The organism is Rhodanobacter sp. IGA1.0 (genome assembly GCF_040208325.1).
Taxonomy (GTDB): Bacteria; Pseudomonadota; Gammaproteobacteria; order Xanthomonadales; family Rhodanobacteraceae; genus Rhodanobacter; species Rhodanobacter spathiphylli.
The window spans coordinates 130,491-154,492 of the sequence record NZ_CP157948.1 but is presented as its reverse complement, the minus strand read 5'-3'; the positions used below and the strand labels follow the sequence as shown (position 1 = coordinate 154,492).

The 24,002-nt window shown below is 67.5% G+C and carries 28 protein-coding genes; 17 read left to right on the top strand and 11 right to left on the bottom strand.

Annotated features, from left to right (window positions below):
* Positions 1-33: 33 nt before the first annotated feature.
* Together ABNK63_RS00715 and ABNK63_RS00710 are read right to left on the bottom strand one after the other, a co-directional pair.
* Positions 34-1,065, bottom strand: a complete 1,032-nt coding sequence (locus tag ABNK63_RS00715) for an SIS domain-containing protein (RefSeq protein WP_350016389.1) — start codon at positions 1,063-1,065, stop codon at positions 34-36.
* A 9-nt stretch (positions 1,066-1,074) separates the two neighbouring features.
* The gene (locus ABNK63_RS00710; RefSeq protein WP_007807125.1) at positions 1,075-1,827 is read right to left on the bottom strand and encodes a GntR family transcriptional regulator; all 753 of its coding nucleotides are present in this window, start codon (positions 1,825-1,827) and stop codon (positions 1,075-1,077) included.
* A gap of 222 nt (positions 1,828-2,049) precedes the next feature.
* On the opposite strand from ABNK63_RS00710, the gene zwf reads away from it, so the two are divergent.
* From zwf to ABNK63_RS00680, 6 genes are all read left to right on the top strand, one after another.
* Positions 2,050-3,513: a glucose-6-phosphate dehydrogenase gene (gene zwf / locus ABNK63_RS00705; protein WP_007807123.1), complete on the top strand. Its 1,464-nt coding sequence runs from the start codon at positions 2,050-2,052 to the stop codon at positions 3,511-3,513.
* Positions 3,514-3,631: 118 nt separating this feature from the next.
* Positions 3,632-4,345: a 6-phosphogluconolactonase gene (pgl, locus tag ABNK63_RS00700; RefSeq protein WP_350016388.1), complete on the top strand. Its 714-nt coding sequence runs from the start codon at positions 3,632-3,634 to the stop codon at positions 4,343-4,345.
* A gap of 85 nt (positions 4,346-4,430) precedes the next feature.
* Complete coding sequence (edd, locus tag ABNK63_RS00695; RefSeq protein ID WP_350016387.1) at positions 4,431-6,248, top strand: phosphogluconate dehydratase; 1,818 nt, start codon at positions 4,431-4,433, stop codon at positions 6,246-6,248.
* Between the two features lie 135 nt (positions 6,249-6,383).
* Positions 6,384-7,031, top strand: a complete 648-nt coding sequence (gene eda, locus ABNK63_RS00690) for a bifunctional 4-hydroxy-2-oxoglutarate aldolase/2-dehydro-3-deoxy-phosphogluconate aldolase (RefSeq protein ID WP_350016386.1) — start codon at positions 6,384-6,386, stop codon at positions 7,029-7,031.
* An 84-nt stretch (positions 7,032-7,115) separates the two neighbouring features.
* On the top strand, positions 7,116-7,943 hold the full coding sequence (locus tag ABNK63_RS00685; RefSeq protein ID WP_350016385.1) for a TlpA disulfide reductase family protein: 828 nt from the start codon (positions 7,116-7,118) through the stop codon (positions 7,941-7,943).
* Positions 7,943-8,560, top strand: a complete 618-nt coding sequence (locus tag ABNK63_RS00680; protein ID WP_350016384.1) for a DUF998 domain-containing protein — start codon at positions 7,943-7,945, stop codon at positions 8,558-8,560. Before ABNK63_RS00685 ends, ABNK63_RS00680 begins: the two co-directional genes overlap by 1 nt.
* A gap of 253 nt (positions 8,561-8,813) precedes the next feature.
* Here the strand turns inward: ABNK63_RS00680 and ABNK63_RS00675 are convergent, their stop codons facing one another.
* The 4 genes from ABNK63_RS00675 to folE all read right to left on the bottom strand — a co-directional run bounded on the left by ABNK63_RS00675 (position 8,814) and on the right by folE (position 11,181).
* Positions 8,814-9,140: a hypothetical protein gene (locus tag ABNK63_RS00675; protein WP_007807112.1), complete on the bottom strand. Its 327-nt coding sequence runs from the start codon at positions 9,138-9,140 to the stop codon at positions 8,814-8,816.
* Positions 9,137-9,571, bottom strand: coding sequence for a hypothetical protein (locus ABNK63_RS00670; RefSeq protein ID WP_157582021.1), 435 nt, complete (start codon positions 9,569-9,571; stop codon positions 9,137-9,139). The genes ABNK63_RS00675 and ABNK63_RS00670 overlap by 4 nt, the downstream gene beginning before the upstream one ends.
* Before the next feature lie 213 nt (positions 9,572-9,784).
* Positions 9,785-10,501 (bottom strand): RNA polymerase sigma factor, encoded by a 717-nt coding sequence (locus tag ABNK63_RS00665; protein ID WP_350016383.1) that lies wholly within the window; start codon positions 10,499-10,501, stop codon positions 9,785-9,787.
* 53 nt (positions 10,502-10,554) lie between these two features.
* Positions 10,555-11,181 carry a GTP cyclohydrolase I FolE gene (folE, locus tag ABNK63_RS00660; RefSeq protein WP_350016382.1) on the bottom strand — a complete coding sequence of 209 codons (627 nt, stop codon included), beginning with the start codon at positions 11,179-11,181 and terminating at the stop codon, positions 10,555-10,557.
* 155 nt (positions 11,182-11,336) lie between these two features.
* On the opposite strand from folE, the gene ABNK63_RS00655 reads away from it, so the two are divergent.
* Both ABNK63_RS00655 and ABNK63_RS00650 read left to right on the top strand, forming a co-directional pair.
* On the top strand, positions 11,337-11,876 hold the full coding sequence (locus ABNK63_RS00655) for a DUF4142 domain-containing protein (RefSeq protein ID WP_350016381.1): 540 nt from the start codon (positions 11,337-11,339) through the stop codon (positions 11,874-11,876).
* Between the two features lie 19 nt (positions 11,877-11,895).
* The gene (locus ABNK63_RS00650; RefSeq protein WP_238530975.1) at positions 11,896-12,234 is read left to right on the top strand and encodes a cupredoxin domain-containing protein; all 339 of its coding nucleotides are present in this window, start codon (positions 11,896-11,898) and stop codon (positions 12,232-12,234) included.
* A 135-nt stretch (positions 12,235-12,369) separates the two neighbouring features.
* On the opposite strand, the gene ABNK63_RS00645 is transcribed toward ABNK63_RS00650, so the two are convergent.
* The 4 genes from ABNK63_RS00645 to ABNK63_RS00630 all read right to left on the bottom strand — a co-directional run bounded on the left by ABNK63_RS00645 (position 12,370) and on the right by ABNK63_RS00630 (position 16,742).
* On the bottom strand, positions 12,370-12,714 hold the full coding sequence (locus tag ABNK63_RS00645) for a hypothetical protein (RefSeq protein ID WP_040673623.1): 345 nt from the start codon (positions 12,712-12,714) through the stop codon (positions 12,370-12,372).
* 38 nt (positions 12,715-12,752) lie between these two features.
* Positions 12,753-13,346, bottom strand: a complete 594-nt coding sequence (locus ABNK63_RS00640) for an HAD family hydrolase (RefSeq protein ID WP_350016380.1) — start codon at positions 13,344-13,346, stop codon at positions 12,753-12,755.
* A gap of 55 nt (positions 13,347-13,401) precedes the next feature.
* Positions 13,402-14,211 carry an SPFH domain-containing protein gene (locus tag ABNK63_RS00635; protein ID WP_350016379.1) on the bottom strand — a complete coding sequence of 270 codons (810 nt, stop codon included), beginning with the start codon at positions 14,209-14,211 and terminating at the stop codon, positions 13,402-13,404.
* Positions 14,212-14,306: 95 nt separating this feature from the next.
* The gene (locus ABNK63_RS00630; RefSeq protein ID WP_007810307.1) at positions 14,307-16,742 is read right to left on the bottom strand and encodes a prolyl oligopeptidase family serine peptidase; all 2,436 of its coding nucleotides are present in this window, start codon (positions 16,740-16,742) and stop codon (positions 14,307-14,309) included.
* Positions 16,743-16,938: 196 nt separating this feature from the next.
* On the opposite strand from ABNK63_RS00630, the gene ABNK63_RS00625 reads away from it, so the two are divergent.
* From ABNK63_RS00625 to ABNK63_RS00595, 7 genes are all read left to right on the top strand, one after another.
* Complete coding sequence (locus ABNK63_RS00625) at positions 16,939-17,706, top strand: energy transducer TonB (RefSeq protein WP_040673622.1); 768 nt, start codon at positions 16,939-16,941, stop codon at positions 17,704-17,706.
* 15 nt (positions 17,707-17,721) lie between these two features.
* Positions 17,722-18,384 (top strand): dienelactone hydrolase family protein, encoded by a 663-nt coding sequence (locus ABNK63_RS00620; RefSeq protein ID WP_350016378.1) that lies wholly within the window; start codon positions 17,722-17,724, stop codon positions 18,382-18,384.
* 207 nt (positions 18,385-18,591) lie between these two features.
* Positions 18,592-19,644 (top strand): histidine kinase, encoded by a 1,053-nt coding sequence (locus ABNK63_RS00615; RefSeq protein WP_007810291.1) that lies wholly within the window; start codon positions 18,592-18,594, stop codon positions 19,642-19,644.
* Positions 19,641-20,348 carry a LytTR family DNA-binding domain-containing protein gene (locus tag ABNK63_RS00610; RefSeq protein WP_350016377.1) on the top strand — a complete coding sequence of 236 codons (708 nt, stop codon included), beginning with the start codon at positions 19,641-19,643 and terminating at the stop codon, positions 20,346-20,348. The genes ABNK63_RS00615 and ABNK63_RS00610 overlap by 4 nt, the downstream gene beginning before the upstream one ends.
* A 50-nt stretch (positions 20,349-20,398) precedes the next feature.
* A complete protein-coding gene (locus ABNK63_RS00605) occupies positions 20,399-20,677 on the top strand; it encodes a hypothetical protein (RefSeq protein WP_007810289.1) in 279 nt (92 codons plus the stop codon).
* Between the two features lie 93 nt (positions 20,678-20,770).
* Positions 20,771-20,983: a DUF2945 domain-containing protein gene (locus ABNK63_RS00600; RefSeq protein ID WP_007810288.1), complete on the top strand. Its 213-nt coding sequence runs from the start codon at positions 20,771-20,773 to the stop codon at positions 20,981-20,983.
* 4 nt (positions 20,984-20,987) lie between these two features.
* Complete coding sequence (locus ABNK63_RS00595; protein ID WP_007810287.1) at positions 20,988-21,533, top strand: DUF488 domain-containing protein; 546 nt, start codon at positions 20,988-20,990, stop codon at positions 21,531-21,533.
* 10 nt (positions 21,534-21,543) lie between these two features.
* Here ABNK63_RS00595 and ABNK63_RS00590 read toward each other — a convergent pair whose 3' ends face one another.
* A complete protein-coding gene (locus tag ABNK63_RS00590; RefSeq protein ID WP_007810286.1) occupies positions 21,544-21,975 on the bottom strand; it encodes a hypothetical protein in 432 nt (143 codons plus the stop codon).
* A gap of 829 nt (positions 21,976-22,804) precedes the next feature.
* Here ABNK63_RS00590 and ABNK63_RS00585 point away from each other — a divergent pair.
* The gene (locus ABNK63_RS00585) at positions 22,805-23,443 is read left to right on the top strand and encodes a nucleotidyltransferase domain-containing protein (protein WP_350016376.1); all 639 of its coding nucleotides are present in this window, start codon (positions 22,805-22,807) and stop codon (positions 23,441-23,443) included.
* Positions 23,427-23,672, top strand: a complete 246-nt coding sequence (locus ABNK63_RS00580; protein ID WP_350016375.1) for a hypothetical protein — start codon at positions 23,427-23,429, stop codon at positions 23,670-23,672. Before ABNK63_RS00585 ends, ABNK63_RS00580 begins: the two co-directional genes overlap by 17 nt.
* Positions 23,673-24,002: the final 330 nt, after the last annotated feature.

Sequence of the window (24,002 nt, the reverse complement as noted above, 5' to 3'; positions counted from 1 at the left end):
CTCTCCTCACTCCTCCCCACTCACTCCTGGCTCCTAGACCGTCTCGGTGACCTTGTTGAGGTGCGGCGGCACGTCGGGATTGAAGCCGCGGCGCAGCGACAGTTCGCTGGCCGCCCGATAGAAGCTCTGGATGATCAATAGCGGCGTGAGCATGGCCGGCAGGCCCGTCGCCACCGGCAGCATCCCCGCGCCGTGCAGGCCCGGCGCGGCCACCAGCACCTGGGCGCCGCGGCCACGGAACTCGCGCGCCACGGCCAGCGTGCTGTCCAGCGTGTCGTCGTCCTGGGCGAAACACAGCACCGGGAAGTCGGGGCCGACCAGGGCCATCGGCCCGTGCTTCACCTCGGCTGCGCTGAACGCCTCGGCGTGCAGGCCGCAGGTTTCCTTGAACTTCAGCGCCGCCTCCAGCGCGATGCCGAGGCCGTAGCCGCGGCCCACCACGAACAGGTTGTGGGCATCGGCGAGCGCGTCGCACAGCGGCGACCAGTCCGCGCTCCAGTTGTCGCGCAAGGCCTGCGGCAACCGCTGCAGTGCGTCGCCGAGTTCCGCGTCGTCCAGCCAGTGCGCGCACAGGTGCAGCACGGCGGCCAGCGCGGCGATGTAGCTCTTGGTCGCGGCCACGCTGCGCTCGGGTCCTGCGTGCAGCGGGATCACCGTGTCGGCCAGCGCCGCCAGCGGCGAATCCTCGACGTTGACCAGCGCCACCACGCGCGCGCCGGCCCGTTTCGCGGCCTCGGCGTTGCGCAACAGGTCCGGACTCTTGCCCGACTGCGAGATGGCCAGGAACAACGCGCCCTGCCACTGCTGCTCGGCCGCGTACACCGAGGTGACCGACGGCGACGCCGAGGCGGTGGCGATGCCCAGCCGCGTCTCGAACACGTACTTGGCATAAGCCGCGGCATGATCGGAACTGCCGCGCGCGCAGGTCACGATGAAGCGCGGCGGCTCGGCACGCAGCGCGGCGGCCAGCGCGGCGACCACCGCTTCGTTGGCGGCGAACTGGCGCGCGACCACGTCGGCCGATTCGTGCGCTTCGGAGTACATCAAGGTGTCGCGGGCGGCCATGGGCGTCCTTCAGTCGGTCTGCAGTTCGGCGACGAAGTCGTAGATGTCGCCGCGATACCAGGAACAGGTGAACTCGACCACGCGGCCGTCGTCCAGAAAACTGCGCCGTTCGATGCTGAGGCCGGCGCTGCCCACGCTGACGTGCAGCAGCCGCGCCTGTTGCGCATTCAGCGAGACCGCGCGCAGCCGTTGCAGGGCGCGGCGCGGGCGCGCGTCGAGTTTCTCCAGCGCCTCGTACAGCGAGTCGTGCACCAGCAACGGATCGGGCAGCACGCTGGCCGGCACCACGCTGCGCTCGATCGCCAGCGGCTCGTCCTGGCCGTAGCGCACGCGGTGCAGGCGCACCACCAGCGAACCGGGCGACAGGTTCATCGCCATCGCCTCTTCCGGGGTGACTTCACCGATGCCGCGCTCGAAGAATTCCGAACGCGGGCGCAGGCCGCGTTCGCGCAGGTCCTCGGTGAAACTGGTCAGCCGCGACATCGGCTTGACGATGCGTTCGGCGATGAAGGTGCCGGCGCCGTGGCGCTGCGTGAGCAGGCCTTCCTCGACCAGGCCGGCGATCGCCTTGCGCACGGTCACCCGCGACAGCTTCAGCACCTGCGACAGGTCGCGCTCGCTGGGCAGCGCCTGGCCCGGTTCGATGTCGCGGTGTTCGACGATGTTGCGGATCGCCCGGCGCAGGCGCAGGTAGGCCAGCGGCTGGTGCGTGGCCGGATCCTGGCAGATCCGGCGATATTCGTTGGCCAGGGCAATTTCCATTCGGCAAAGATACCAATGGCAAACCACTGACCGCAAGGCCGGGGGCGTGGCCGATCGTTTCAGATGCAACCGATCGCGCCATATGGAGCTATCGGGTGGGCCGAATGAATTCGTATGCAACCCCGTAGTCGTTCTGGTATTTCACTGGTACTATCGACCCTCCTTCGGGCAAGACGCGCCATTCGGCCTTGCCCGCCAGCCGGCATCGTTCGAGGTGACTGCGTGACTGCTTCTACCCAATCGGTCGATCCGTTCGACCTGGTGATCTTCGGCGGCACCGGCGACCTCGCCCTGCGCAAGCTGCTGCCTGCACTTTTCCACCGCTTCCTCGATGGCCAGATCCCCGGCAGCAGCCGCATCGTCGGCATCGCCCGCGAGACGCTGGACGACGCAGGCTACCGCGCCCAGTTGCGCGAGGCGCTGATCGGCATCTGCGATGCGCGCCAGCTCGACGTGTTCCTGCAGCAGGTGTTCTACCGCCCGCTGGATGCGCGCAAGGACGAGGGCTGGGACGACTTCGCCGCCTTGATCGGCAGCGAACCGGAACATGTCAGGGTTTTCTACCTGTCGACCTCGCCCGAGCTTTTTGTCGACATCTGCACCCGGCTCGGCCATTACAAGCTCAACGAAGGCGCCTCGCGGGTGGTGCTGGAAAAGCCGATCGGCCGCGACCTGGCCAGCGCGAACCAGATCAACGACGCGGTCGGCAAGGTGTTCAGCGAATCGCAGACCTTCCGCATCGACCACTACCTGGGCAAGGAGACCGTGCAGAACCTGCTGGTGCTGCGCTTCGGCAATGCGCTGTTCGAGCCGCTGTGGAACGCCGGGCACATCGACCACGTGCAGATCACCGTGGCCGAAACGCTGGGCGTGGGCCACCGCGGTTCCTACTACGACCGCGCCGGCGCGCTGCGCGACATGGTGCAGAACCACATGCTGCAGCTGCTGTGCATGGTGGCGATGGAACCGCCCTCGTCGCTGGCGCCTGATGCGGTGCGCGACGAGAAGCTGAAAGTGCTGCATTCGCTGAAACCCATCGACGAAAGCAACGTCAGCCAGCTCACCGTGCGCGGCCAGTACCGCGCCGGTGTGGCCGACGGCGCCAGCGTGCCGGGCTATCCGGAGGAGCTGGGCAACAACAAGTCCAACACCGAGACCTTCGTGGCGCTGAAGGCGGAGATCGCCAACTGGCGCTGGGCCGGCGTGCCGTTCTACCTGCGCACCGGCAAGCGGCTGCCCAGCCGGGTGTCGGAAATCGCGGTGACCTTCAAGCCGGTGCCGCATTCGATCTTCGGCGGCGACGCCGGCACGCTGGCGCAGAACCGGCTGGTGCTGCGGCTGCAGCCGGACGAAGGCGTGAAGCTGTGGCTGACCATCAAGCACCCCGGGCCCGGTGGCCTGCGCCTGCGCCACGTGCCGCTGGACATGAGCTTCGCCGAGGCCTTCGGCGTGCAGCAGCCGGACGCATACGAACGCCTGCTGCTGGACGTGGTGCGCGGCAACCCGACCCTGTTCATGCGCCGCGACGAAGTGGAAGCGGCATGGCACTGGGCCGGTCCGATCCTGGCCGCCTGGGCCGACAGCGGCGAGCCGCCGCGTCCGTACACCGCGGGCAGCTGGGGGCCGAGCGCTGCGGTGGCGCTGATCGAACGCGACGGCCGCACCTGGAACGAAGACGGTGAGTAAGTCGTCCTCGCGCCGCACGATTCACCCCGCCATGCCGACGCGTGACACAGACTGCAGCCTCCTTCCCGAAGCGACGCGCGCCGGCATCCGCTGACTGCCCACGGCGCCACCATTCCTCATGACTCCATCACTCAACGTCACCACCCACAGCTTCACCGACTGCCGCATCCAGGCCGCCGCGCTGGCCGAACGCATCGCCGGGCGCCTGCGTGCGGGGCTGGCCGAACGCGGCCACGCCGTGCTGGCGGTATCGGGCGGCAGCACACCGAAGCAATTGTTCGAACAGCTTTCACGCGAGCAGCTCGACTGGAGCCGGGTGCAGGTCACCCTGGTCGACGAGCGCTGGGTGCCCGATACCGACGAACGCTCCAACGCGCGGCTGGTGCAGTCGCTGTTGTTGCAGCACGCCGCCGCCGCGGCGTCCTTCGTTCCGCTGTACACCGGTGATGCCAGCCCCGAAGCGGGACTGGCCACCGCCAGCGCACGGATCGGGGCGCTGCCGCTGCCGTTCGACGCCGTGGTGCTGGGCATGGGCGACGACGGTCACACCGCCTCGTTCTTCCCCGGCGGCGACCACCTGGCCGAGGCGCTCGATCCCGATGGATCGGCGCCGGTGCTGCCGATGCATGCCGCAGGTGCGGGCGAACCACGCATCACGCTGACCTTGCCGACCCTGCTGCAGACCCGGGCGCTGTACCTGCTGGTGACCGGCGAGAAGAAGCGCGACCTGCTCGCCGATGCACGCCTCGGCATCGGCGCGGCGCGGGACTATCCGGTGCGCGCGGTGCTGACCCAGCAGCGCGTGTCGGTGGCGGTGTACTGGTGCCCGTAGTCGGCCGCTGAAGGCGGCTGACATCCATCGAACGCACGCCCTTGCTTGCGTTCTTGCCTTCCCACCCAACGATTCCGGATCTCCCATGACCACGCTGCATCCCGTTGTCGCCGAAGTCACCGAACGCCTGCGCGAGCGCAGCCGCGAGACGCGCGCGGCGTATCTGAAGCGCATCGACGCGATCGACCGCAGCGGGCCGCAGCGCGAGCATCTGTCCTGCGGCAACCTCGCGCACGGCTTCGCCGCCTGCGGCACGGATGACAAGGACGCGCTGCGCAACGGTCGGCGCGCCAACCTGGCGATCGTCACCGCCTACAACGACATGCTCTCGGCCCACCAGCCGTATGAACGCTACCCCGCGCTGATCCGCCAGATCGCCCGCGACGCCGGCTTCACCGCCCAGGTCGCCGGCGGCGTGCCGGCGATGTGCGACGGCATCACCCAGGGCCAGCCCGGCATGCAGCTGTCGCTGTTCTCGCGCGACGTGGTGGCGCTGGCCACCGCGGTGGCGCTGTCGCACGACATGTTCGACGGCGCGCTGTTCCTCGGCATCTGCGACAAGATCGTGCCGGGCCTGCTGATCGGCGCGCTCTCCTTCGGCCACCTGGCCGGCGCCTTCGTGCCGTCGGGGCCGATGCCCAGCGGCATCCCGAACGAGGAAAAGTCAAAGGTGCGCCAGGCCTACGCCGACGGCAAGGCGAGCAAGGCCGAACTGCTGGAAGCCGAGGCCGCCTCGTACCACAGCGCCGGCACCTGCACCTTCTACGGCACCGCCAACTCCAACCAGATGCTGATGGAGATCATGGGCCTGCACCTGCCCGGAGCCAGCTTCACCGCCCCGGACACGCCGCTGCGCGACGCGCTCACCGCCGAAATCGTGCGCCGCGTCGCGGCGCACAGCGCGTTGGGCGACGCCTTCCTGCCGCTGGGCCACATCGTCGACGAGCGCGCCATCATCAACGGCGTGATCGGCCTGCACGCCACCGGCGGTTCCACCAATCACCTGCTGCACCTGGTGGCGATCGCGCACGCGGCCGGCATCCAGTTGCGCTGGGACGATTTCGATGCGCTGTCCGGCGTGGTCCCGCTGCTGGCCCGCGTGTACCCCAACGGCTACGCCGACGTGAACCAGTTCCACGACGCCGGCGGCATGGCCTTCCTGATCGACCAGCTGCTTGGCGCCGGCCTGCTGCACGCCGACGTGCAGACCATCTTCGGCACTGGCCTGGACGGCTACGCGCAGATCCCGCAACTCGACGAGGCCGGCGCGCTGCACTGGAAGCCGGTCGACAAACAGAGCGGCAATCGCGGCGTGCTGCGCGGCATCGACGAACCGTTCCGCGCCGACGGCGGCCTGCGCATGCTCGAAGGCAACCTCGGCCGCGCGGTGATCAAGGTGTCCTCGGTGCCGGACGACCGCCTGCTGATCGAGGCGCCGGCGATCGTGTTCGACGACCAGGACGACGTGGCCGGTGCATTCAAGCGCGGCGAACTCAACCGCGACTTCGTGGCGGTGGTGCGCTTCCAGGGTCCGCGCGCGAACGGCATGCCCGAGCTGCACAAGCTCACCCCCACGCTGGCCCTGCTGCAGGATCGCGGCCACCGCATCGCCCTGCTCACCGACGGCCGCATGTCCGGCGCCTCCGGCCGCGTGCCGGCGGCGATCCACGTCACGCCCGAGGCGGTGGCCGGCGGCAACATCGCCAAGATCCGCGACGGCGACATGATCCGGCTGGACGCGGCGAATGGACGTCTGGACGTCCTGATGGAAGCGCATGAACTGGACGCACGCCTGCCGCATGTGGCCGACCTCTCTCGAGAGCACAGCGGCATGGGCCGCGAGCTGTTCGGCCTGTTCCGCCAGGCCGCCGCCAACGCCGACCTCGGCGCCGGCGTGCTGTGAACCTTTGCCCCCTCCCCTGCAAAGCAGGGGAGGGTCGGGGTGGGGTCGCTCTTGATCTTCCCCGCCACCTCGGACAACCCCCTCCCGACCTCCCCCTGCGCGCAGGGGGAGGAGCCAAGACAACCGGAGCTTTCCGTGACCACCTCCATTGAACAAAAGCAGCAGCAAGTCGAAGCCCTGATGCGGCTGGCGCCGGTGATCCCGGTGGTGATCATCGACGACGCGAAGGCGGCCGTGCCGATGGCGCGCGCGCTGGTCGCCGGCGGCATCCCCACCATCGAGGTCACCCTGCGCACGCCCGCTGCACTGGACGCGATCCGCGCGATCGCCGCCGAGGTGGAAGGGGCGGTGGTCGGCTGCGGCACCGCCTTGACCGCGCGTGACCTCGAGGCTGCGCGGCAGGCCGGCGCCCGCTTCGCCGTGTCTCCAGGCACCTCGCCACGGCTGCTCGATGCGGCCGACAACAGCGAGCTGCCGCTGCTGCCCGGCGTGGCCACCGCCAGCGAGGCGATGGCCCTGCTCGAACGCGGTTATCGCCACCTGAAATTCTTCCCTGCCGTACCCGCCGGCGGCACCAAGTTGCTCGGCGCCTGGGCCAGCCCGCTGCCGCAGATCCGCTTCTGCCCCACCGGCGGCATCAGCCTGGCCAGCGCGCCGGAATTCCTGCGCCTGCCCAACGTGATCTGCGTCGGCGGCTCCTGGCTTACCCCGGCGGACAAGCTCGCCGCGGGCGACTGGTCCGGGATCGAGCAGCTGGCCCGCGAGGCCGCCGCGCTGTCCTGAACGCCCGTCCCGGGCGCCGAACCGGTTAAGGTGGCTCGCACTCGGCGCGGCCCACGCGCGCCTGATCGGCCAGGACTTCATCGCGTGAATCTCGGACCACTCGCTCTTTCCTCCGGCCTGCTGGCCTTGCTGTTCGGCGTGATCGCCGCGCTGGCCACGGCCGGCTTCCTGCATCGGCGTGGCTACGCCGACACCGGCAACCCGCTGTTCCTGATCCTCGGCCTCGGCCTGCTCGGCGCGCGGCTGGCCTATGTGGCCGGCTGGTGGCCACAGTACGCGCAGCAACCGCTGAGCATTTTGAACATCCGCGATCACGGCTTCGATCCGCTCGCGGGCACGCTGGGCGTGATCGTGGCCGCGCTGCTGGTCGGCTGGCGCCGGCCATCGTTGCGGCGTCCGCTGGCCGCCAGCGTGGTCATCGGCATCGCGGCCACGGGCTTCGCCGCCCTGCTCGCCTGCAAGCTCACCGCGCAGGCGCAGGCGCCGCTGCCCACGCTGCAGCTCGGCGATCTCGACGGGCGCGCGGTGGATGTCGAAAGCCTGCGCGGCCAGCCCACGGTGATCAACCTGTGGGCCACCTGGTGCGGTCCCTGCCGGCGCGAGATGCCGGTGCTGGCCGAGGCGCAACGCACGATGCCGCAGGTGCGTTTCGTGTTTGCCGACCAGGGCGAGTCCGCGGCCACGGTGAGGCAGTTCCTGCAGGCGCAGCAACTGACGCTGCAACACGTGCTGACCGACGAGAACCTGCAGCTGTCGAACTACTACAACGTGCGCGGCTATCCGACCACCTTGTTCATCGATGCCCGCGGCCGGCTGCGCGACACGCACATGGGCGAACTGTCCCGAGCGACCCTGGCCGATCGCCTGCAACGCATCGAGGCGGACCTGCCGCCGTCCCCCGCGGGGCGCTGATGGAACGGCCGCACGCACCGAGGCCCGCCACGCTCGGCCACATTGCGCAGGCCGGGCTGCTGTTCTTCATCCTGGTTGCCGTGGCGGTGCAACTGCTGCGCGGCGACCTGGACTGGCGGGAGGCGCCGCCCAGCTTCTACCTGCTGGATGCGTACGGCCACTGGCTGCAGGCCGCCTACGTCGTGCTGGCCATCGCGCTGTGCGTGCTGGGCGCGGGCTATTACCGGGCGCTCGACGCGCGCCAGCGCAGCGCGGCGCCGTGGCTGCTGTTCACCGCTGCCGGCCTCGGCCTGTGCGTGACGGCGCTGGCGCACAGCAACCTGCCCGGCCGTGCGCCCACGCTGGAAGGTTTCGTGCACGGCGTGGCGGCGCAGGCGGCGTTCCTGTGCGTCACCGTGGCCGCGCTGCTGCAGTCGTGGCGACTGCGCGTCGATCCACGCTGGCGCCCGCGGTTCGCGCCGGCCTTCGGGCTGGCGCTGGCGGGCTTCGCCGCGATCTGGGTGGATGCGCTGTGGCATGGCATGCCGCGCGGGCTGGAGCAGCGGCTGGTGATCGCGCTGATCCTGGCGTGGCTGCTGCTGGCGGCAAGTTGGCTGCGGCGCTACCGATTGGCGTAGCGCCGTCATCGTCCACCTGCTGCTCTTGCGCCTCACGTTTCAGAACCTGTGAAGAAATCCTCTGCTTTTCAACGTGTGTCCGGCACATGCCCGATGGCTGCGCTGAGAGGTTGTGAGTTCTTCAACCTCCCAGCCCGGCCAGGAACAGCCGGTCGCGGATCGGTCACGCAAGTAACTGATTCACATGAGCGAAGAAAACCACAGGAAGTGATTTTCTTCACGAGCGCTGAGAGGTCGATGAACTCACGATCCCTCAGACTTTGGTCACGATGTCGAAGTCCTGACCGAGATACATCGCCACCTTCTCAAACAATCCCATTTGCACGTCCTGGAAGGCATCCTCATGTGCCGGGTCATAACGTGGCGCATCTTCGTCCCAATAAGGGTACTTCAACGATGCGTTCAGCATTTCGACCCTTGCCACGTTCATCAGCACTTGGGCCTCTTCGTGGTTCGCAAGTATCAACTGGTCGTCACCGCCGCGGCCCAGGATGTCCAGTGCAGCTGGATAGTCCCGCTCAATCGCAACGGCTTTGAGCGCAGCCTTTATGGATGACGGAAATTCCACGGTCGTGCTCATAGAATTTTTACTCCCGTGGCCTTCATGGATTTTTCCAGTTCTTTCAGTTTTTCAACAAGATCCTTCACGCTCATTTTCTTGCCAACATTAAGCAAAGGGTGGTCGATCGTCTTATAGTTTATTACCAGATCCTTGGGTAATTCGGCATTTCTTGGAAGCAACCAGACTTTTCCCTTTATCGGAATATCCTTTAGACGCTGAAGGGAGCTTGAGAACGAGAGGCCTTTGGTTATATCTGGATACACCATGTATTCGCCAGCGCTGCTGTCGAAAATTATCTTGAAGTCTGCTGGACGCACGGTTTCATTTCCGTTTTCGTCCTTGTACATGCGTGCTGTCGCTGCATTGCCCCCGCCGCGATACAGGCCTTCCGCGGCACTTTCCTTTGTGTATACATTCCAGATGTCGTCCCTATCAATCTGTATATACATACATCCCTCTGTTTAGTGTAATGACGTCCGTTTTATTACGATTGCAATCTTGCTGCCCCGCCTTGTACATCGCGCACGGAAAGGGGCGGGCCAGCGAAAGAATTCTAGCGCAACTACAAGACAGGTCATTTCCAAGCGGCCAAAGTCTATCGTCAGCACGCACTACTCTCTTTGGCGACAGCACGGGCTGCGCGCACCCGCGGCAGTGCGCGGTTACACCAGGGTAGTCGAGGTCGACTCGGTGTCCAGCCGCGCCATCACCGCGTCGGTGACGCGGGCGCAGCGCTGGCCCATGAACGGGAAGGCTTCGCCCATGGTGGCGGCCAGCTGATCGTGCAGCGCGGCGCGCAGCAGGCGTCGGGCGCGATGCAGCCGGGTCTTCACGGTCTCCGGCTTGATCGCCAGCAGGGTTGCGGTTTCCTCCACCGAACACTCTTCCACGTCGCGCATCATGTACACGGTGCGGAACGCCGGCGGCAGTGCGTCGATGGCGTGTTCGAGCAGGCGGCGGATCTGCAGGCGGGCGGCGGACACGGCCGGGTCCTCGCTGCCGAACTTCGACGGAAACTGGATGATCTGGTGGCTGTCGTCCGGCGCCGCGTCGACCTGCTCCAGGCCGACCATGGTGTGGCGCTTGCGCAGCCGGCCGCGTGCCTCGTTCAGCACGATGCTGGTCAGCCAGGTCAGCAGGGTCGAGTCCCCGCGGAACGAATCCAGCTTGTGATAGGCACGCATATACGATTCCTGCAGCACGTCTTCCGCTTCCGAGTCTTCGCCGAGCACGGCGCGCGCCACGCGGAACAGCCGCTGGTTGCAGCGCTGCATGATGTGGCGGAACGCCTCGCGATGGCCGGCGCGGACCTCGGCCACCAGCGCGTGGTCGTCCAGCGCGGCGTAATCCAGGGATGCGGGATGGGCATGGGCTGACATGGTTTTCTCCTTTTACACCGATCCGATGCGGCAGGGCGCTCCGAGGTTCCCGTTCAGCCGGCCAGCGCGGCCAGGATCTCGCGCCGCCGCGGCTCCCGGGCGAATTCGCCGAGCAGGCGCCGGGTCTGCATCGACACCCCGTGCGCGCGCACCCCGCGCGACGACAGGCAGGCGTGGCTGGCCTCGACGATCACCGCCACGCCCCGCGGCTGCAGCACCCAGGACAGGGTGTCGGCGATCTCCGCGGTCAGCCGCTCCTGGATCTGCAGACGGCGACCCAGCGCCTCGACCAGCCGCGCCAGCTTGGAAATGCCGACCACGCGCCGACACGGCAGGTAGGCGATGTGCACCATGCCGGTGATCGCCGCCATGTGATGCTCGCAGGTCGACTGCAGCGGGATGTCGCGCAGGATCACCACCTCGTCGTAGCCACCGACCTCGCCGAAGGTGCGGCTGAGCAGTTCGGCCAGGTCCTGCCGGTAGCCGGCGAACCATTCCTCGTACGCCCGCACCACGCGGGCGGGCGTGGCCAGCAGGCCTTCGCGGGCGGGGTCGTCGCCGGCCCAGCGGATCAGCGTGCGGACGGCGGCCTCGGCCTCGGCGCGGGTGGGGCAACGGCAATCCGCGAGCGACAACGGCGCAGCGGCGGCCGGCGTGGGGTTCTGATCCAGTTCGAGCATGCAGGCGGTATCGGTGGGATGACAGCTGATCCGATGCAGGCGCCCCGCGCGAGGTTCCCGCGGCGCCCGCTTCGCCGGCCGGAACCTGTGCCCCGCTGCTGCATCTCATGGGCGCCGGCAGCGATGCCGGTCCCCTTCCTCACGGAGCATTCGTCATGACCAAGTCCCTGTTCGCCCTCGTCCTCACTCTCGGCCTGGGCAGTTTCGCCAGCGCATGCGCCGCGCAGGCACCGGCCGCAGCCCCCGCGATCAACGACGCGCAGATCGCCCACATCGCCTATACCGCCGGCGTGATCGACGTCACCGCGGCGAAGCAGGCGCTGCAGAAGTCGCACAACAAGGCGGTGCGCGCGTTCGCCGAGGAAATGGCCCGCGACCACACCGCGGTCAACGACCAGGCGCTGGCGCTGGTGAAGAAACTGGGGGTGACCCCGCAGGACAACCCGACCAGCCAGTCGCTGGCCGGCAACGCCGCGGCCGAGCAGAAGAAGCTGGCCGCGCTCAGTGGCAGCGCCTACGACAAGGCCTACGCCGCCAACGAAGTGGCCTACCACAAGGCGGTCAACGCGGCCCTGGCCGACAACCTGATCCCGTCGGCGCAGAACGCGGAACTGAAGTCGCTGCTGGAAACCGGGCTGAAGCTGTTCCAGTCGCACCAGATGCATGCCGAGCATCTCGCGCAGAGCCTGAAGTAGGGAGAACGCGATGCTGCGCATGACGACACTGCGGTGCGGCCTGTGGCTGCTGGCCGTCGCCTCGCTGCCGGTCGCCCCGGCCGCCGCTGCGCCGGCGTCCGCGGCGCATGCCGCGCGGGTGCACGTGATCATGATCGACAAGATGCAGTACGGCCCGATGCCGACCGGCGTGCGCGCCGGCGACATCATCGAATGGACCAATCATGACATCCTCGAACACAGCGTCACCGCGCGCGACGGCAGCGTCGATCTCGACCTGAAGGCGGGCGCCAGCGGACGCTTCACCGTCACCGCCGGCAGCCACACGTACTTCTGCAAGTTCCACCCCACCATGACCGCCACCCTGCTGGTCAGGTAGTGGTGGTCAGGTAATCCGGCGGCAAACTCGCCAACCCCGAGGCTGCAGGCCCGCACTGGCCACCTGCGGCGTCGCCGGCTTCCCGGCCATGACGCGCCCCACCCCGGCCTGTCGTGGCCGGATTCTTTTTGCGGCTCAGCCGCCCGGCGGGGTGCGAGTCAGCTCCACGCCGTCGACCACCATCTTCCAGGCGCCCTGATCCTGATGCGGCGGCACGGACACCACGAAGGTGGTCTTGACCGGACCGACGCCGACCACGAAGTTGTCGCCTTCGAACTTCTGCAGCGGGCCGTTGACCGAGGTAGTGCTGCCGTCCTGCATGCGCTTGTACTGGACGTTGCCGCCCGCGGTGATCAGCAAGGCCATCTTCTGCGCCCTCCAGTAGCCCGCGTAGGCCGCCTTCTCCGGCGGCAGCGGCTTGGCACAGGCGGCCAGCAGCAGGCAACACGACACGAGCACACCCATCCCTTTGTTGCGCATGTTTCCCCCATGCAGGGCATTCCCCCTGCGCTGCGTGATCAGGCTACTTCCCGCCAGTTGAAATACTTTCGGTCAGCGATGCGCAGCAGGTCAAGGTCTTCGCTGGTATCGCCGTAGGCGTAGACGCGGTCGAAATCGCCGCGGTTGTACCGCTCCAGCACCCGCCGCGGCTTCTCCGCACCCACGCACTGGCGGCCACGATAACGGCCGCTGTAGCGGCCGTCGACCACTTCCAGCTCCGAGCAGATCAGCTCCAATTCATGCTGCCGGCACCAATGCTGCAGATACACGTCGAGCGCGCCGGAGACCACCACGACCACGTCGCCCTGCGCCTTGTGCCAGGCGATGCGTTCCATCGCCTGTGCGCGCAGCACGCCCGGCAGCACTTCGCGCGCAAACCGTTCCCCGGCCTGGTCCAGCCGCGCCAGCGGTTCGTCGCGAAAGCCGAAGCGCACCACCTGCGAGCGGATGGCGTTGCTGGAGACCAGCCCCAGCTTGTAGCCGATCACCACCGGCGCCAGCAGCACCCTGCCGGCAGCCAGCCGCCGCGGCGTCACCGCGAAGTGCATGAAGTCGGAAAACATCTCGCGGCTGGTGATCGTTCCGTCGAAATCGAACAGGGCGAGATTCATCGGCAACCATTCCCTTGGCATGCGGCGCGCACGCGTCGGCGTGCGGGAGGCCGGCTCATTTCACGTTGACCACCGGATCGACCGCGCTGCCGATGATGAAGGTGCACTTCGCATCCTTCACCGCACACACTTCGGTCTGCATCTTGATGCGTTCCATCTCGACGAACTGGGCCGGACTGAGGTTCATCGCCAGGCGGTAGGCGTTGTCGGCCTCGGCGCGGCTCTGCTCGGCGGCCTTGCGCGATTGTTCGGCCAGGTCGCGCTTCTGCTCGGTCAGCACGCGCTGTTCCTGCTGCGCGGTTTCCACGCGCTGGTTGCGCACCGCGTCGGGCGGATTGGCCTTGCCCACGGTGATCTTGAGCAGGCGGATCGGCAGCTTGTTCTGGTTGAGGTATTCGGTCATCTCGCGGCTTACTTCGCTGTCGATCTCGTCGATGGCGGTGGTCTGGATCGCGGTCTCGTTCATGCCGTGCTTCTTCACCGCCGAACGCACCCGGTTGAAGAACTCCTGCTCCACGTTGTTCTTGTACCAGTCCTGGCCGAAGTTCTTCACCAGCGCCACCGGATCGGTCACCTGCAGGCGGATGATCGCGTGGAAATCCAGCGGCACGCCGTCGCTCGACATCAGGTCGCCGAAGTTGCCGTCGTACTGCTGCGGAAACATGTTGACGTAGATGCGCTTCGTGGAGAACCACGTATAGGTCAGACCGGTGGTCACCGGCTGGTCGCGCACGCCACCGTGACCGAACAGGACCGGCTTGTCGATCAGCACGGCCTGCTGGCCGGCATCCGGCGACACCACCGTGCAACCCGTGCACGCCAACAGCATCGATGCCGCAATCGCGGCGAAACCCAACTTCTTCATGTCTTCCCCTGATGTCCTATTGTGGCGCTGCCCCGGCTCCATCATGCAACAAGGCCGTCGGCACCGGAATGCCGACGGCCCTCGTGCGCCCGCCTTCAGTGCGCGGCGGAAGCGCCCTTCACCGGCTTCACATACGTCTCGAACAATTCGTCGATGCGGCGGTATTCGTCGTGCCACGAATCGGCGTGGACGAAGCCGTGGCGCTCCATCGGGTACAGCGAGATCCAGAAGTTCTTCTTGTGCAGTTCGATCAGGCGCTGGTACAGGCGGATCGAGTCCTCGGCCAGCACGTTGTCGTCGATCAGGCCGTGCTGGATCAGCAGCGGATCGCGCAGGTTGTCGGCGTACTCGATCGGCGAGCTGGTCTTGAACGCCTCCGGATCGAGCTGCGGGTCGTTGAGGATGTCCGAGGTGTACTCGTGGTTGTACAGCGTCCAGTCGCTGACCGGGCGCAGCGCCGCACCCGCCGCGAATTCGCCAGGCGCGCGCAGCAGGGCCATCTCGGTCATGAAGCCGCCATAGCTGCCGCCGTAGATGCCCACGCGTTCGGGATCGACGTGGTGGTTCTGCACCAGCCAGGCCTTGCCGTCCAGCAGGTCTTCCAGTTCGGGATGGCCCATCTGGCGGTAGATCGCGGTGCGCCACGCGCGGCCGTAGCCCTCGGAGGCGCGGTAGTCCATGTCCAGCACCACGTAGCCCTGCTGCACCAGCAGGTTGTGGAACATCTGCTCGCGGAAGTAGTTCGACCACGACAGCGTGACGTTCTGCAGGTAGCCCGCGCCGTGCACGAAGATCACCGCCGGCTTCGAGGCGGCGCTCTCGTCGGCCGGACCGTAATACTTCGCGTAGATATTGCCGGCGCCGTGGCTGGACGGCACCTCGACCACCTTCGGCGCAATCCAGTCATGTGCGGTGAACGCCGGCTTCATGGTGTCGGTCAGTTCGTGCGGCGCACCGCCCGCGGACGGCTGGACGGCCAATTGCGACAGCACGTACGGTGAGGAATGCAGCACGGCCAGCCGGCTGCCGTCGGGGGACAGCACGAAGTCGTCCATGCCCTGGTAGTTCGTGATGCGCTCCAGTTTCCCGCCCGCGGAGGGCACGCGGTAGACGTCGTAGCTGTACGGCGCAACCTGGTTGGTGCGCAGGTAGAACCAGCGGCCGTCCTCGCTCAGCTGCGGATGGCTGGTTTCGAACGAGCCGCCGGTCAGCGCCCTGGGCTTGCCGTCCAGCGCCTTGGTGTAGAGATGCGAGTAGCCGTCCTGTTCGCTCAGGTACCACAGCGTGCGGCCATCCTTCAGCCAGCCGAAATCGTTGAAGTTCCAGTTGATCCAGGCGGGATCGGTGAGCCGCTGCTGGTTGACCAGCGCGTGTTTCGCAAAATCGACGCTGGCGATCCAGCGATCCTTGTTGTCGATCGCACGCAACTGCACGGCGGCGTTGCGGCCATCGTCGCTCCACACGATGCCGCCGCCATTGTCGGCGCTGAGCACGGTGACCGGGCGCAGGTCGGGCGCCTTCAGCGCCTTGGCCTGGTCATCCTTGCCGGCCTTCTGCAGCGCGGCGATGGCCTTTGCGCGCAGGTCCTTCAGCGGATCGTCCTTGATGCCCGGCAGCGTGTCGCTGGCCAGCGGCCACGATTGGTGGCTGGCCAGGTCGAGCAGCAGCAGCGACTGCGGCGCCGGATCGTTGCGACCCACGTAGACACGGGCTTCCTGCTGCTCGGGGTAGCCGGAGTCGGTGATGTAGTGAGTGAGTTCCGGCGACTTGCCCGCGTCGTAGCTTTTCGGCGCGGTGATCAGCAGCAGCCAGCGGCCGTCGGGTGACAGCTCGCTGTCGACCAGGCTGACCTGGTCACCGAGGTAGAACGGCTGCGCCGCGCGTCCGGCATCGGCGGCATCCAGCGCCTTGTCCTGGTCGCGCCGGGCCTGCTTGTCGTCCCGGATGTCGCGCAGTGTCTTGAACAGTTCCAGCTGGCGCGCGCCCAGCGCATCGGGCTGCTTCGCCTGCGGGTCATCGACAAACTTCAGCACCGCCGCCGGCGCGGTGACGCCGCTGGCCAGGTCGTGGCTGTACCAGTCGTTGCCGTCGCGGAACTGCAATGCGCGGCCGTCGGACGAGAAGCGCGGCGCGGATTCGTCCTGCAGCGTGCGGGTGATCTGGCTGCGCCGTCCGCTGGCCAGGTCGACCATGAAGACATCGCCATGCAGGATGAACGCCGCCCGCCGGTGGTCGCGATCGAACACCGGCGGGCCGTCCGCCTGCGCCAGCGCGGCGGGGTCCAGTTTCACGCCCGGGCCGCCCGCCGGATCGATGCGATACACGTCACGCACCTGGCTGCCGTCGCGCTTCAGCGAGTAGTAGACATGCCGACCATCCACGCTCCAGTACGGCGACTCCACCGCCTGGCCGATCCAGTCGGGGTTGGCCATGATGGTTTCCAGGTCGAGCGGCGTCGACGCCGGTGCGGCGGCCACTGCCAGCGGCGCGACGGTCAAGGCAACGAGAGCGGCAAGCAGCAGTCGACGCATGGATTCCTCCCGGACAAAAAGCCAGCATAGCCGAGCCGGCACGCCGAAGCCGGAGCACCGTGCCAAAGGTCAGGGACGCCGGCCTCGCGCCGACTGCACATGCCTGTCGGGGAACGCGGTACTGGTACAAAGCTCGCCGCCAGTCGATGATGGCCGCTGCCGGCGCGCGGTCGCGGCGCTCACAGGGGGACGTGGCATGAAACATTTCTTGATCGGTGCAGTCTTGCTGCTGGCCTGCGCCCAAGCGGTGCACGCCGCCGAACGGCGCGAACAGACTTACCAGGTTGGCGCCGACGTGGATGCCACGGGGCACGTCATCGCCACCCAGATCGAGCCGGACGTGCCGCCATCAATCGCCGGTGTGCTGACTTCCGCGCTCAGGCAATGGCAGTTCGTATCGGCCAGGCGCAATGGTCAAGCGGTGTCTGCACACACGTTCATCTCCGCAAGGCTGCTGGCATTGCCAAACGCAAGTGGCCAGTACAGCTTGCACGTCATCTACGCGGGCAACGGCCCGAAATTCCACCGGGCCGGGTGGAAAGCGCGATATCCCCGGGACGCGGTGCAAAGGCGCCAGGCTGCGTTCGTTTTCATCGACGCTACCGTGCAACCTGACGGTCGCCTGGCCGACATCACGGTAGACAGCCAGTTTGCCGAATGGCCGGTGGCCCGGTCATTCAGGGATGCCGCACTGAAGGCCGCCAGGAGCTGGCATTTCACTCCGGAACAGGTCGACGGCCAGCCGGTTGCGACGCAAGTGCGCGTGCCAATGAACTTCACTTTGCGCGACCAGATACTCACTCCGGAACAAATCAGGATCCTGCGCGAAGCCGCAAGCAGGGAAGCCGCGGTGGCGAACGCCGAGGCTGACCAACTCGGCATCCCGCTGCCATCGGAGCAGGAGATTGCGCTGGACAGCCCGCTGCAACCGCATGCCGTCGCCACTATCATCAGCGCCCCCTGACCCGCCGAGCACCGCATGACCCTGCCCGCCGTCGAACACGAAACCGCCGCCCATCCCACCCACAGCATCATCTGGCTGCACGGGCTGGGCGCTGACGGCCATGACTTCGCGCCGATCGTGCCGGAGCTGGTCGATCCGGCATGGCCGGCGCTGCGCTTCGTGTTTCCCCATGCGCCGGTGCGGCCGGTGACGATCAACAACGGCATGTCGATGCGGGCCTGGTACGACATCACCGGCTTCGACCTCACCTCGCGCCAGGACGAGGCCGGCATCCGCGCCTCGATCGCCGAAACCGAGGCGCTGATCGCCCGCGAGCACGAGCGCGGCGTGCCCAGCGAGCGGATCATCCTGGTCGGCTTTTCGCAGGGTGGCGCGATCGCGCTTTCGGCGGGCGTTCGCCATGCACAGAAACTGGCCGGCATCGTGGCGCTGTCCACCTATCTGCCGATCTCCGCCACGGTGGCTGGCGAGCGCCACGCGGCGAACGCCGCCACGCCGATCTTCTGGGGCCACGGCACGGCCGATCCGGTGGTCGTGCTGCAGCGGGGCAGCGACTCGCGCAACGCGCTGCAGGCGCTGGGCTACACGGTGGACTGGCATACCTATCCGATGGCCCATGCGGTCTGCGCCGAAGAGATCGGCGACCTGCGTCACTGGCTCGGCCAGCGGCTGGCCTGAGCGGCTTGAGGCAACGCTGATCAGGTATCACCACCGTCACCCACCTCTCTGTTCGCAGACCACGGGGGCGTCGACGAAGGCAGACTGGCCGTCTGTCGAGACGACGGACCGAAGGTATGCGGACAGAGAGAGTGGGCCTCAACTTCAATCTGAAATGAGGAGGCGATACCTGATCAGCGTCGCCTCAGGCTGCGGCATACTTGCCGCATGCGCGAATCCACGCCCAGCCGCACGCCTCGCGGACCCGCCGAACAAAGCCCGCTGCCGGACTTCTGCCGGCTGCCGGCACTGTTCGCGATGTTCGTGGTCGGCGCGCTGACGGTGACCGTGATGTGGCTGGCCGGCGACGACCCGCGCGTGTGGTCGGCGTACAGCGTCAGCATGCTGTTCGTGACCTGGCTGGTGCTGGTGGTCGGCGTGCTGCTGTGCAAGTTGCGACCGGCGCTGCAGCGCCTGCCCGGCCACCTGCCGTATGTCGGGGTGTGGTTGCTGATCATGCTGATCGTGCTGCTGGCCAGCCTGGTCGCGCACTGGTTCGACGGCGCCCTGCAGATGCGGCTGATCAAGAGCAGCACGCTCGCCTATACCCGCGACAACCTGGTGATCGCGGCCCTGCTCGGCGCCGCGATGCTGCGCTACTTCTACGTGCTGGCGCAGTGGCAGGCGCGCTTGGCCGCGGTGACGCGGGCCCAGGTGGAGGCGCTGCAGGCGCGCATCCGGCCGCACTTCCTGTTCAACAGCATGAATACCGTGGCTGCCCTGATCCGGGTCGATCCGGCCGCCGCCGAACGCACGGTGGAAGATCTGTCCGAACTGTTCCGCGCCGCGCTGGGCCAGCACGACAGCGCCGACGGCACGCTGGGCGAGGAGCTGGCCCTGGTCGAGCGCTATCTGGCGATCGAACAGCTGCGGCTCGGCCCGCGGCTGCGGGTGACGCGCGAACTCGATGACCTGCCGGCCGACTTCCCGCTGCCGCGGCTGCTGCTGCAGCCGCTGGTGGAGAACGCCGTGCGCCACGGCATCCAGCCGTTGCGCGAAGGCGGCGAGGTGATCCTGCGCGGGCAGCGCGAAGGCCGCGGCGTGCGCATCGAGATCATCAATCCGTTGCCGGCCACGCCCGCGGTCGGCGGCAACGGCCATGGCCTGGACAACGTGCGGCGCCGCGTCGGCTGGCGCTACGGCCCGCAGGCTCGGGTGGTGGCGGAGCCCCGTGGCGATCGCTTCGTGGTGCTGCTGCAACTTCCCGGAGGCCCGGCATGACCCGCGTGCTGATCGTCGACGACGAACCGCTGGCGCGGGCGCGCCTGGCTGCCCTGCTGGGCGAGTGCAGCGGCGTCGAGATCGTCGGCAACGTGGCCGATGGCGAGGCGGCGCTGGCCGCGATCGGCGAACTGCAGCCGGACGTGTTGCTGCTGGACATCAACATGCCCGGCATCGACGGCGTGGGCGTGGCGCAGCGCCTGGCCGGCCGCAGCCGCCCCCAGGTGATCTTCTGCACCGCCTATGAAGCGCATGCGCTGAAGGCGTTCGAACTGGGCGCCGCGGACTACCTGCTGAAGCCGGTGCGGCTGGAACGCCTGCGCGAAGCGCTGCAGCGCGCGCAGCGACGCGTGGCCGATGCGCCCCGCGAAGCCGTCGCCTGGCTGCACGGTCGCCACGGCAGCGAACAGGTGCGCATCGCGCTGGACGAAGTGACCTGCCTGCTGGCCGACGAGAAATACGTGGTGGTCCATCATCGCCGCGGCGAGCTGCTGATCGAGGAATCGCTGCGCCAGCTGGAAGAGGCCTACCCCGAACAGCTGGTGCGCCTGCATCGCAACTGCCTGGTGCCGCCGGCGCGGCTGCTGGGCCTGAAGACCCTCGCCGACGGCCGCGTGCTGGCCCGGCTGGATGGCACCGAACTGGCGCCGGAAATCAGCCGGCGCAACCTGCCCGCGGTACGCAAGCTGCTGCGGCCGCTGTAGACACACGACAACGCGTTCCCACCGGAACGCGTCAACGCAAGGAGTCGCGCATGTGGGTGTTGGGGCGGTTGGCCTTTACCTTCTTCCTGGTCTTCAGCCTCGGCTGGGCGGTCTTTCCCGGCGGCTTCGGCACCCTGCACTTCCGCGAGTCACACCCCGGGCTGGCCGGCCAGCTGGCCCGCCTGTGCTGGTGGTTCGTGCTGCTGGTGCATCCGCTGGCGCTGTACCGGGTGTGGAGCGGTGACCTCGTCGGCTACTGGCTTGCCGCGCTCGTGGCGATGCACGTGCTGTTCTTCTTGATCTTCGTGCGCGACGTCGGCACGCGGTGACCTCGTGCTGCTGCGCGGCCCCGGGTCGCCACGCTTCGTGCACGGCGTTCGTGCTGGAATGATCGGCATGTCCACGCTGCGGAGCACATCGCGATGAGCCATGCCTTCAAGGTCGGCGACCACGTCCGCTGGAATTCCGAAGCCGGCCACGTCAGCGGAAAGATCATCAAGGTGCACACCCGCGACACCGACTACAAGGGTCACACGCGTCATTGCAGCGAGGACGATCCGCAGTACGAGATCAGGAGCGACAGGACCGACCACGTGGCGATGCACAAGGGCGCGGCCCTGCGCAAAATCGACTGAGGCGATGCCCGCCGTTCCCGCCACGATCTGGTCCATCGGCCACTCCACCCGCACGCTGGAGGAGTTCCTCGGCCTGCTCGACGAATACCGGATCGAAGCGATCGCCGACGTGCGCCGCTTCCCCGGTTCGCGCCGCCACCCGCACTTCGCCAGCGAGGCGCTGGCCCGGTCGCTGCCCGCGCACGGCATCGCCTACCAGTGGATTCCCGCACTCGGCGGCCGCCGCAAGGTGCAGCCGGGCTCGCCGAACACGGCGTGGCGCAACGCCTCGTTCCAGGGCTACGCCGACTACACCGCCAGCGAGGAATTCGCCGAGGGCCTGGCCGAACTGCTGCAACTGGCCGCCGGCAAGCGCACCGCGATGATGTGCGCCGAGGTGGTCTGGTGGCGCTGCCACCGCTCGATCGTGTCGGACGTGCTGAAACTGCGCGGCATCGAGGTCATCCACATCATCGACGCCAGCCACGCCACCGAACATCCGTACACGTCGCCGGCCCGCATCGTCGACGGCCGGCTCAGCTACGCGCCCGCGCAAGGCGAACTGCTGTAACGGCGCCGCGTCAGCGCAGCGGCTCTTCCGCGGTGTCGCCGCTGCACTTGATCGGCGCGCCGGTATTGCCGATCGCCTGGGTGAAGCTGGACCCCTTGCGATTGATCACGATGCCGTCGGCGCAGCGCTGATCCGGCCCCAGCCGATAACTGGCCTTGATCCGCAGCGCTTCCTGCCGCTGCCGTTCCTCGCGCCGCAACTGTTCGGCGTGGTATTGCGCGGCATCCTCGCTGACCTGCCGATAGGTATTGGCCAGGTCCTCGCGCTGGCGCTGCAGGGTGGCGGCCAGCTGCGCGCTGCGCTGCTGCGCCTGCGCCCTGGCCTGCTGCGCCTCCAGCTCGGCATTGCGGGCCACGTCCATGGTCAGCTCGTCGGCGTGGCGCGCAGCCAGATACAGCGAGACCCCATGCCACGCCAGCGCGGCAGCGACGACCGCCGCCACCGCACCTCCCACCTTCCAAGACAACGGCACGGCCATCACGTCCAACCCCCAGCAAGACAGTCGAGAACCCCGGACGATCCAGCGTGCGCCAGCGCCTTCGCGGATCGGTCGGGCGAGTCTAACAGGGAGTTTCCGGCCGTCTTGCCGCCGTGCGTCACAAGTCATCCAGGCCTTGCTCCCTCCCCTGCATGCAGGGGAGGGCCGGGGAGGGGTTCGCTCTTGATCTTCGCTTCAGAACGGCGGCAACTTGCTGCCGATGCGGCGTTCAGAGCAAAAGCTTTCGTCCTCCTGACGGAGGGCGAGTCCCTTTCTCTTGAGTGGCCAAGAGAAAGGAACCAAAGAGAAGGCCACCCCGCTTCCGCGCTTTCCGGGCTTCGGGCAACTACTCCTGCGTTGCCTCAACTCAGGCATCCATGCCGTCGCCTGCCCGGAAAGTCCGCGTGCGGGTTACGGGGTTTGTCGACAGCCCATCCCTGGACTGACGCCAAACTGGTCGGCATCCATGTCGACCACCCTGCGGGCTGATCCTCCACCCGCTCGCCGCTGCAGAGGGGCCCCGGGCAGAGCAGCGCGCCATCGGGCAACTGCTCCTGCGTTGCCTCAACTCGGGCATCCATGCCCTCGCCATGGCGCACCCTCGGTGCGCAACCGCGTTGCGGTTGCGAAAGCCGCAGAGCCGGGAATCCGCTGCGAGCGGGACTTTTCAATACCGTGCATGTCTCCGTTCGTCTGCATAAGACGAGATCGACCCGGCATTCGGAAGCGGGAGAGCTTCGCCCTGGGCCCTGCGATCTTGCACATGCCCATTTCGGGCATTAACATGCCCAATATGGGCACTAAAGCCAGCAAGGGAATCAGCGAGGCAGCGGCGCTCTACGCCAGCACCAGCCTGTCCGATGCCTTGTTCACCACCACCCAGCAACGTGTCCTCGGCTGCCTGTTCGGCCAGCCGGAGCGCAGCTTCACGGTCAGCGAACTGATCCAGACCACCGGCGCCGGCAGCGGCGCCGTGCAACGTGAAGTCGCGCGGCTGGCCGGCAGCGGCCTGCTCACCGTGGAACCGGTCGGCAACCAGAAGCGTTACCGCGCCGATCCCGCCTCGCCGATCCACGCCGAGCTGATCTCCCTCGTGCGCAAGACCTTCGGCCTGGCCGCTCCCCTGCGCGAAGCCTTGGCACCCCTGGCCGAGCACGTCGCGGTTGCCTTCGTCTACGGCTCGGTGGCCAAGGGCAGCGACACCGCGGCCAGCGACATCGACCTGATGCTGGTGTCCGATACGCTGACCTATGCAGACGTCATGGCCGCCCTGCATCCGCTGATCGAGCACTTGGGCCGCGAGATCAATCCAACGCTCTACACCCGCGCCGAGCTGCGCAAGCGCCTCGCTGCGGGCAACAGCTTCGTGACCCGCGTGCTGGCACAGCCGCGGCTCTGGGTCATCGGGGGTGAGCATGACCTCGCCGCTTGAGAACCTGGCCGGCACCGGCAAACCGCTGGCAGCCGAACCGATGGATGCGGCGGAGTTCGAGGGCTTGCTCCGCTCCGGCACGGCGCGACTGGTCGACGCACGCAACGCATCGCTGGCCCTGGAAAGCCGCTTCGACCTGGCCTACAACGCGGCGCACGCATTGTGTCTGGCCGCGTTGCGCCGTCAGGGCTATCGCGCCCGTCATCGCTACATCGTGTTCCAGGCATAGCCGCATACCCTCGGGCTGGGACCGGAGGTATGGCGCGTGCTGGACAAGTGCCATCACATGCGCAACGTCGCCGAGTACGAAGGAGTTCTCGATGTGGACGAGCGCATCGTGGCCGATCTGGTTGCGGCGTGCGGGAAGGTTGCTGATGAGCTTGTGCAGGGCTGAAAGGGCTTGATTCACTCCCTGGCCGGGATGGGGTTCACTCTCGATCTTCCTTCCTTGGAAGTGATCGGTCTTTTGCCGACCACCCCGCTTCCGCGCCTCGCAGGCATCGGGCAACTGCTCCTGCGTTGCCTCAACTCGGGCATCCATGCCCTCGCCATGGCGCAC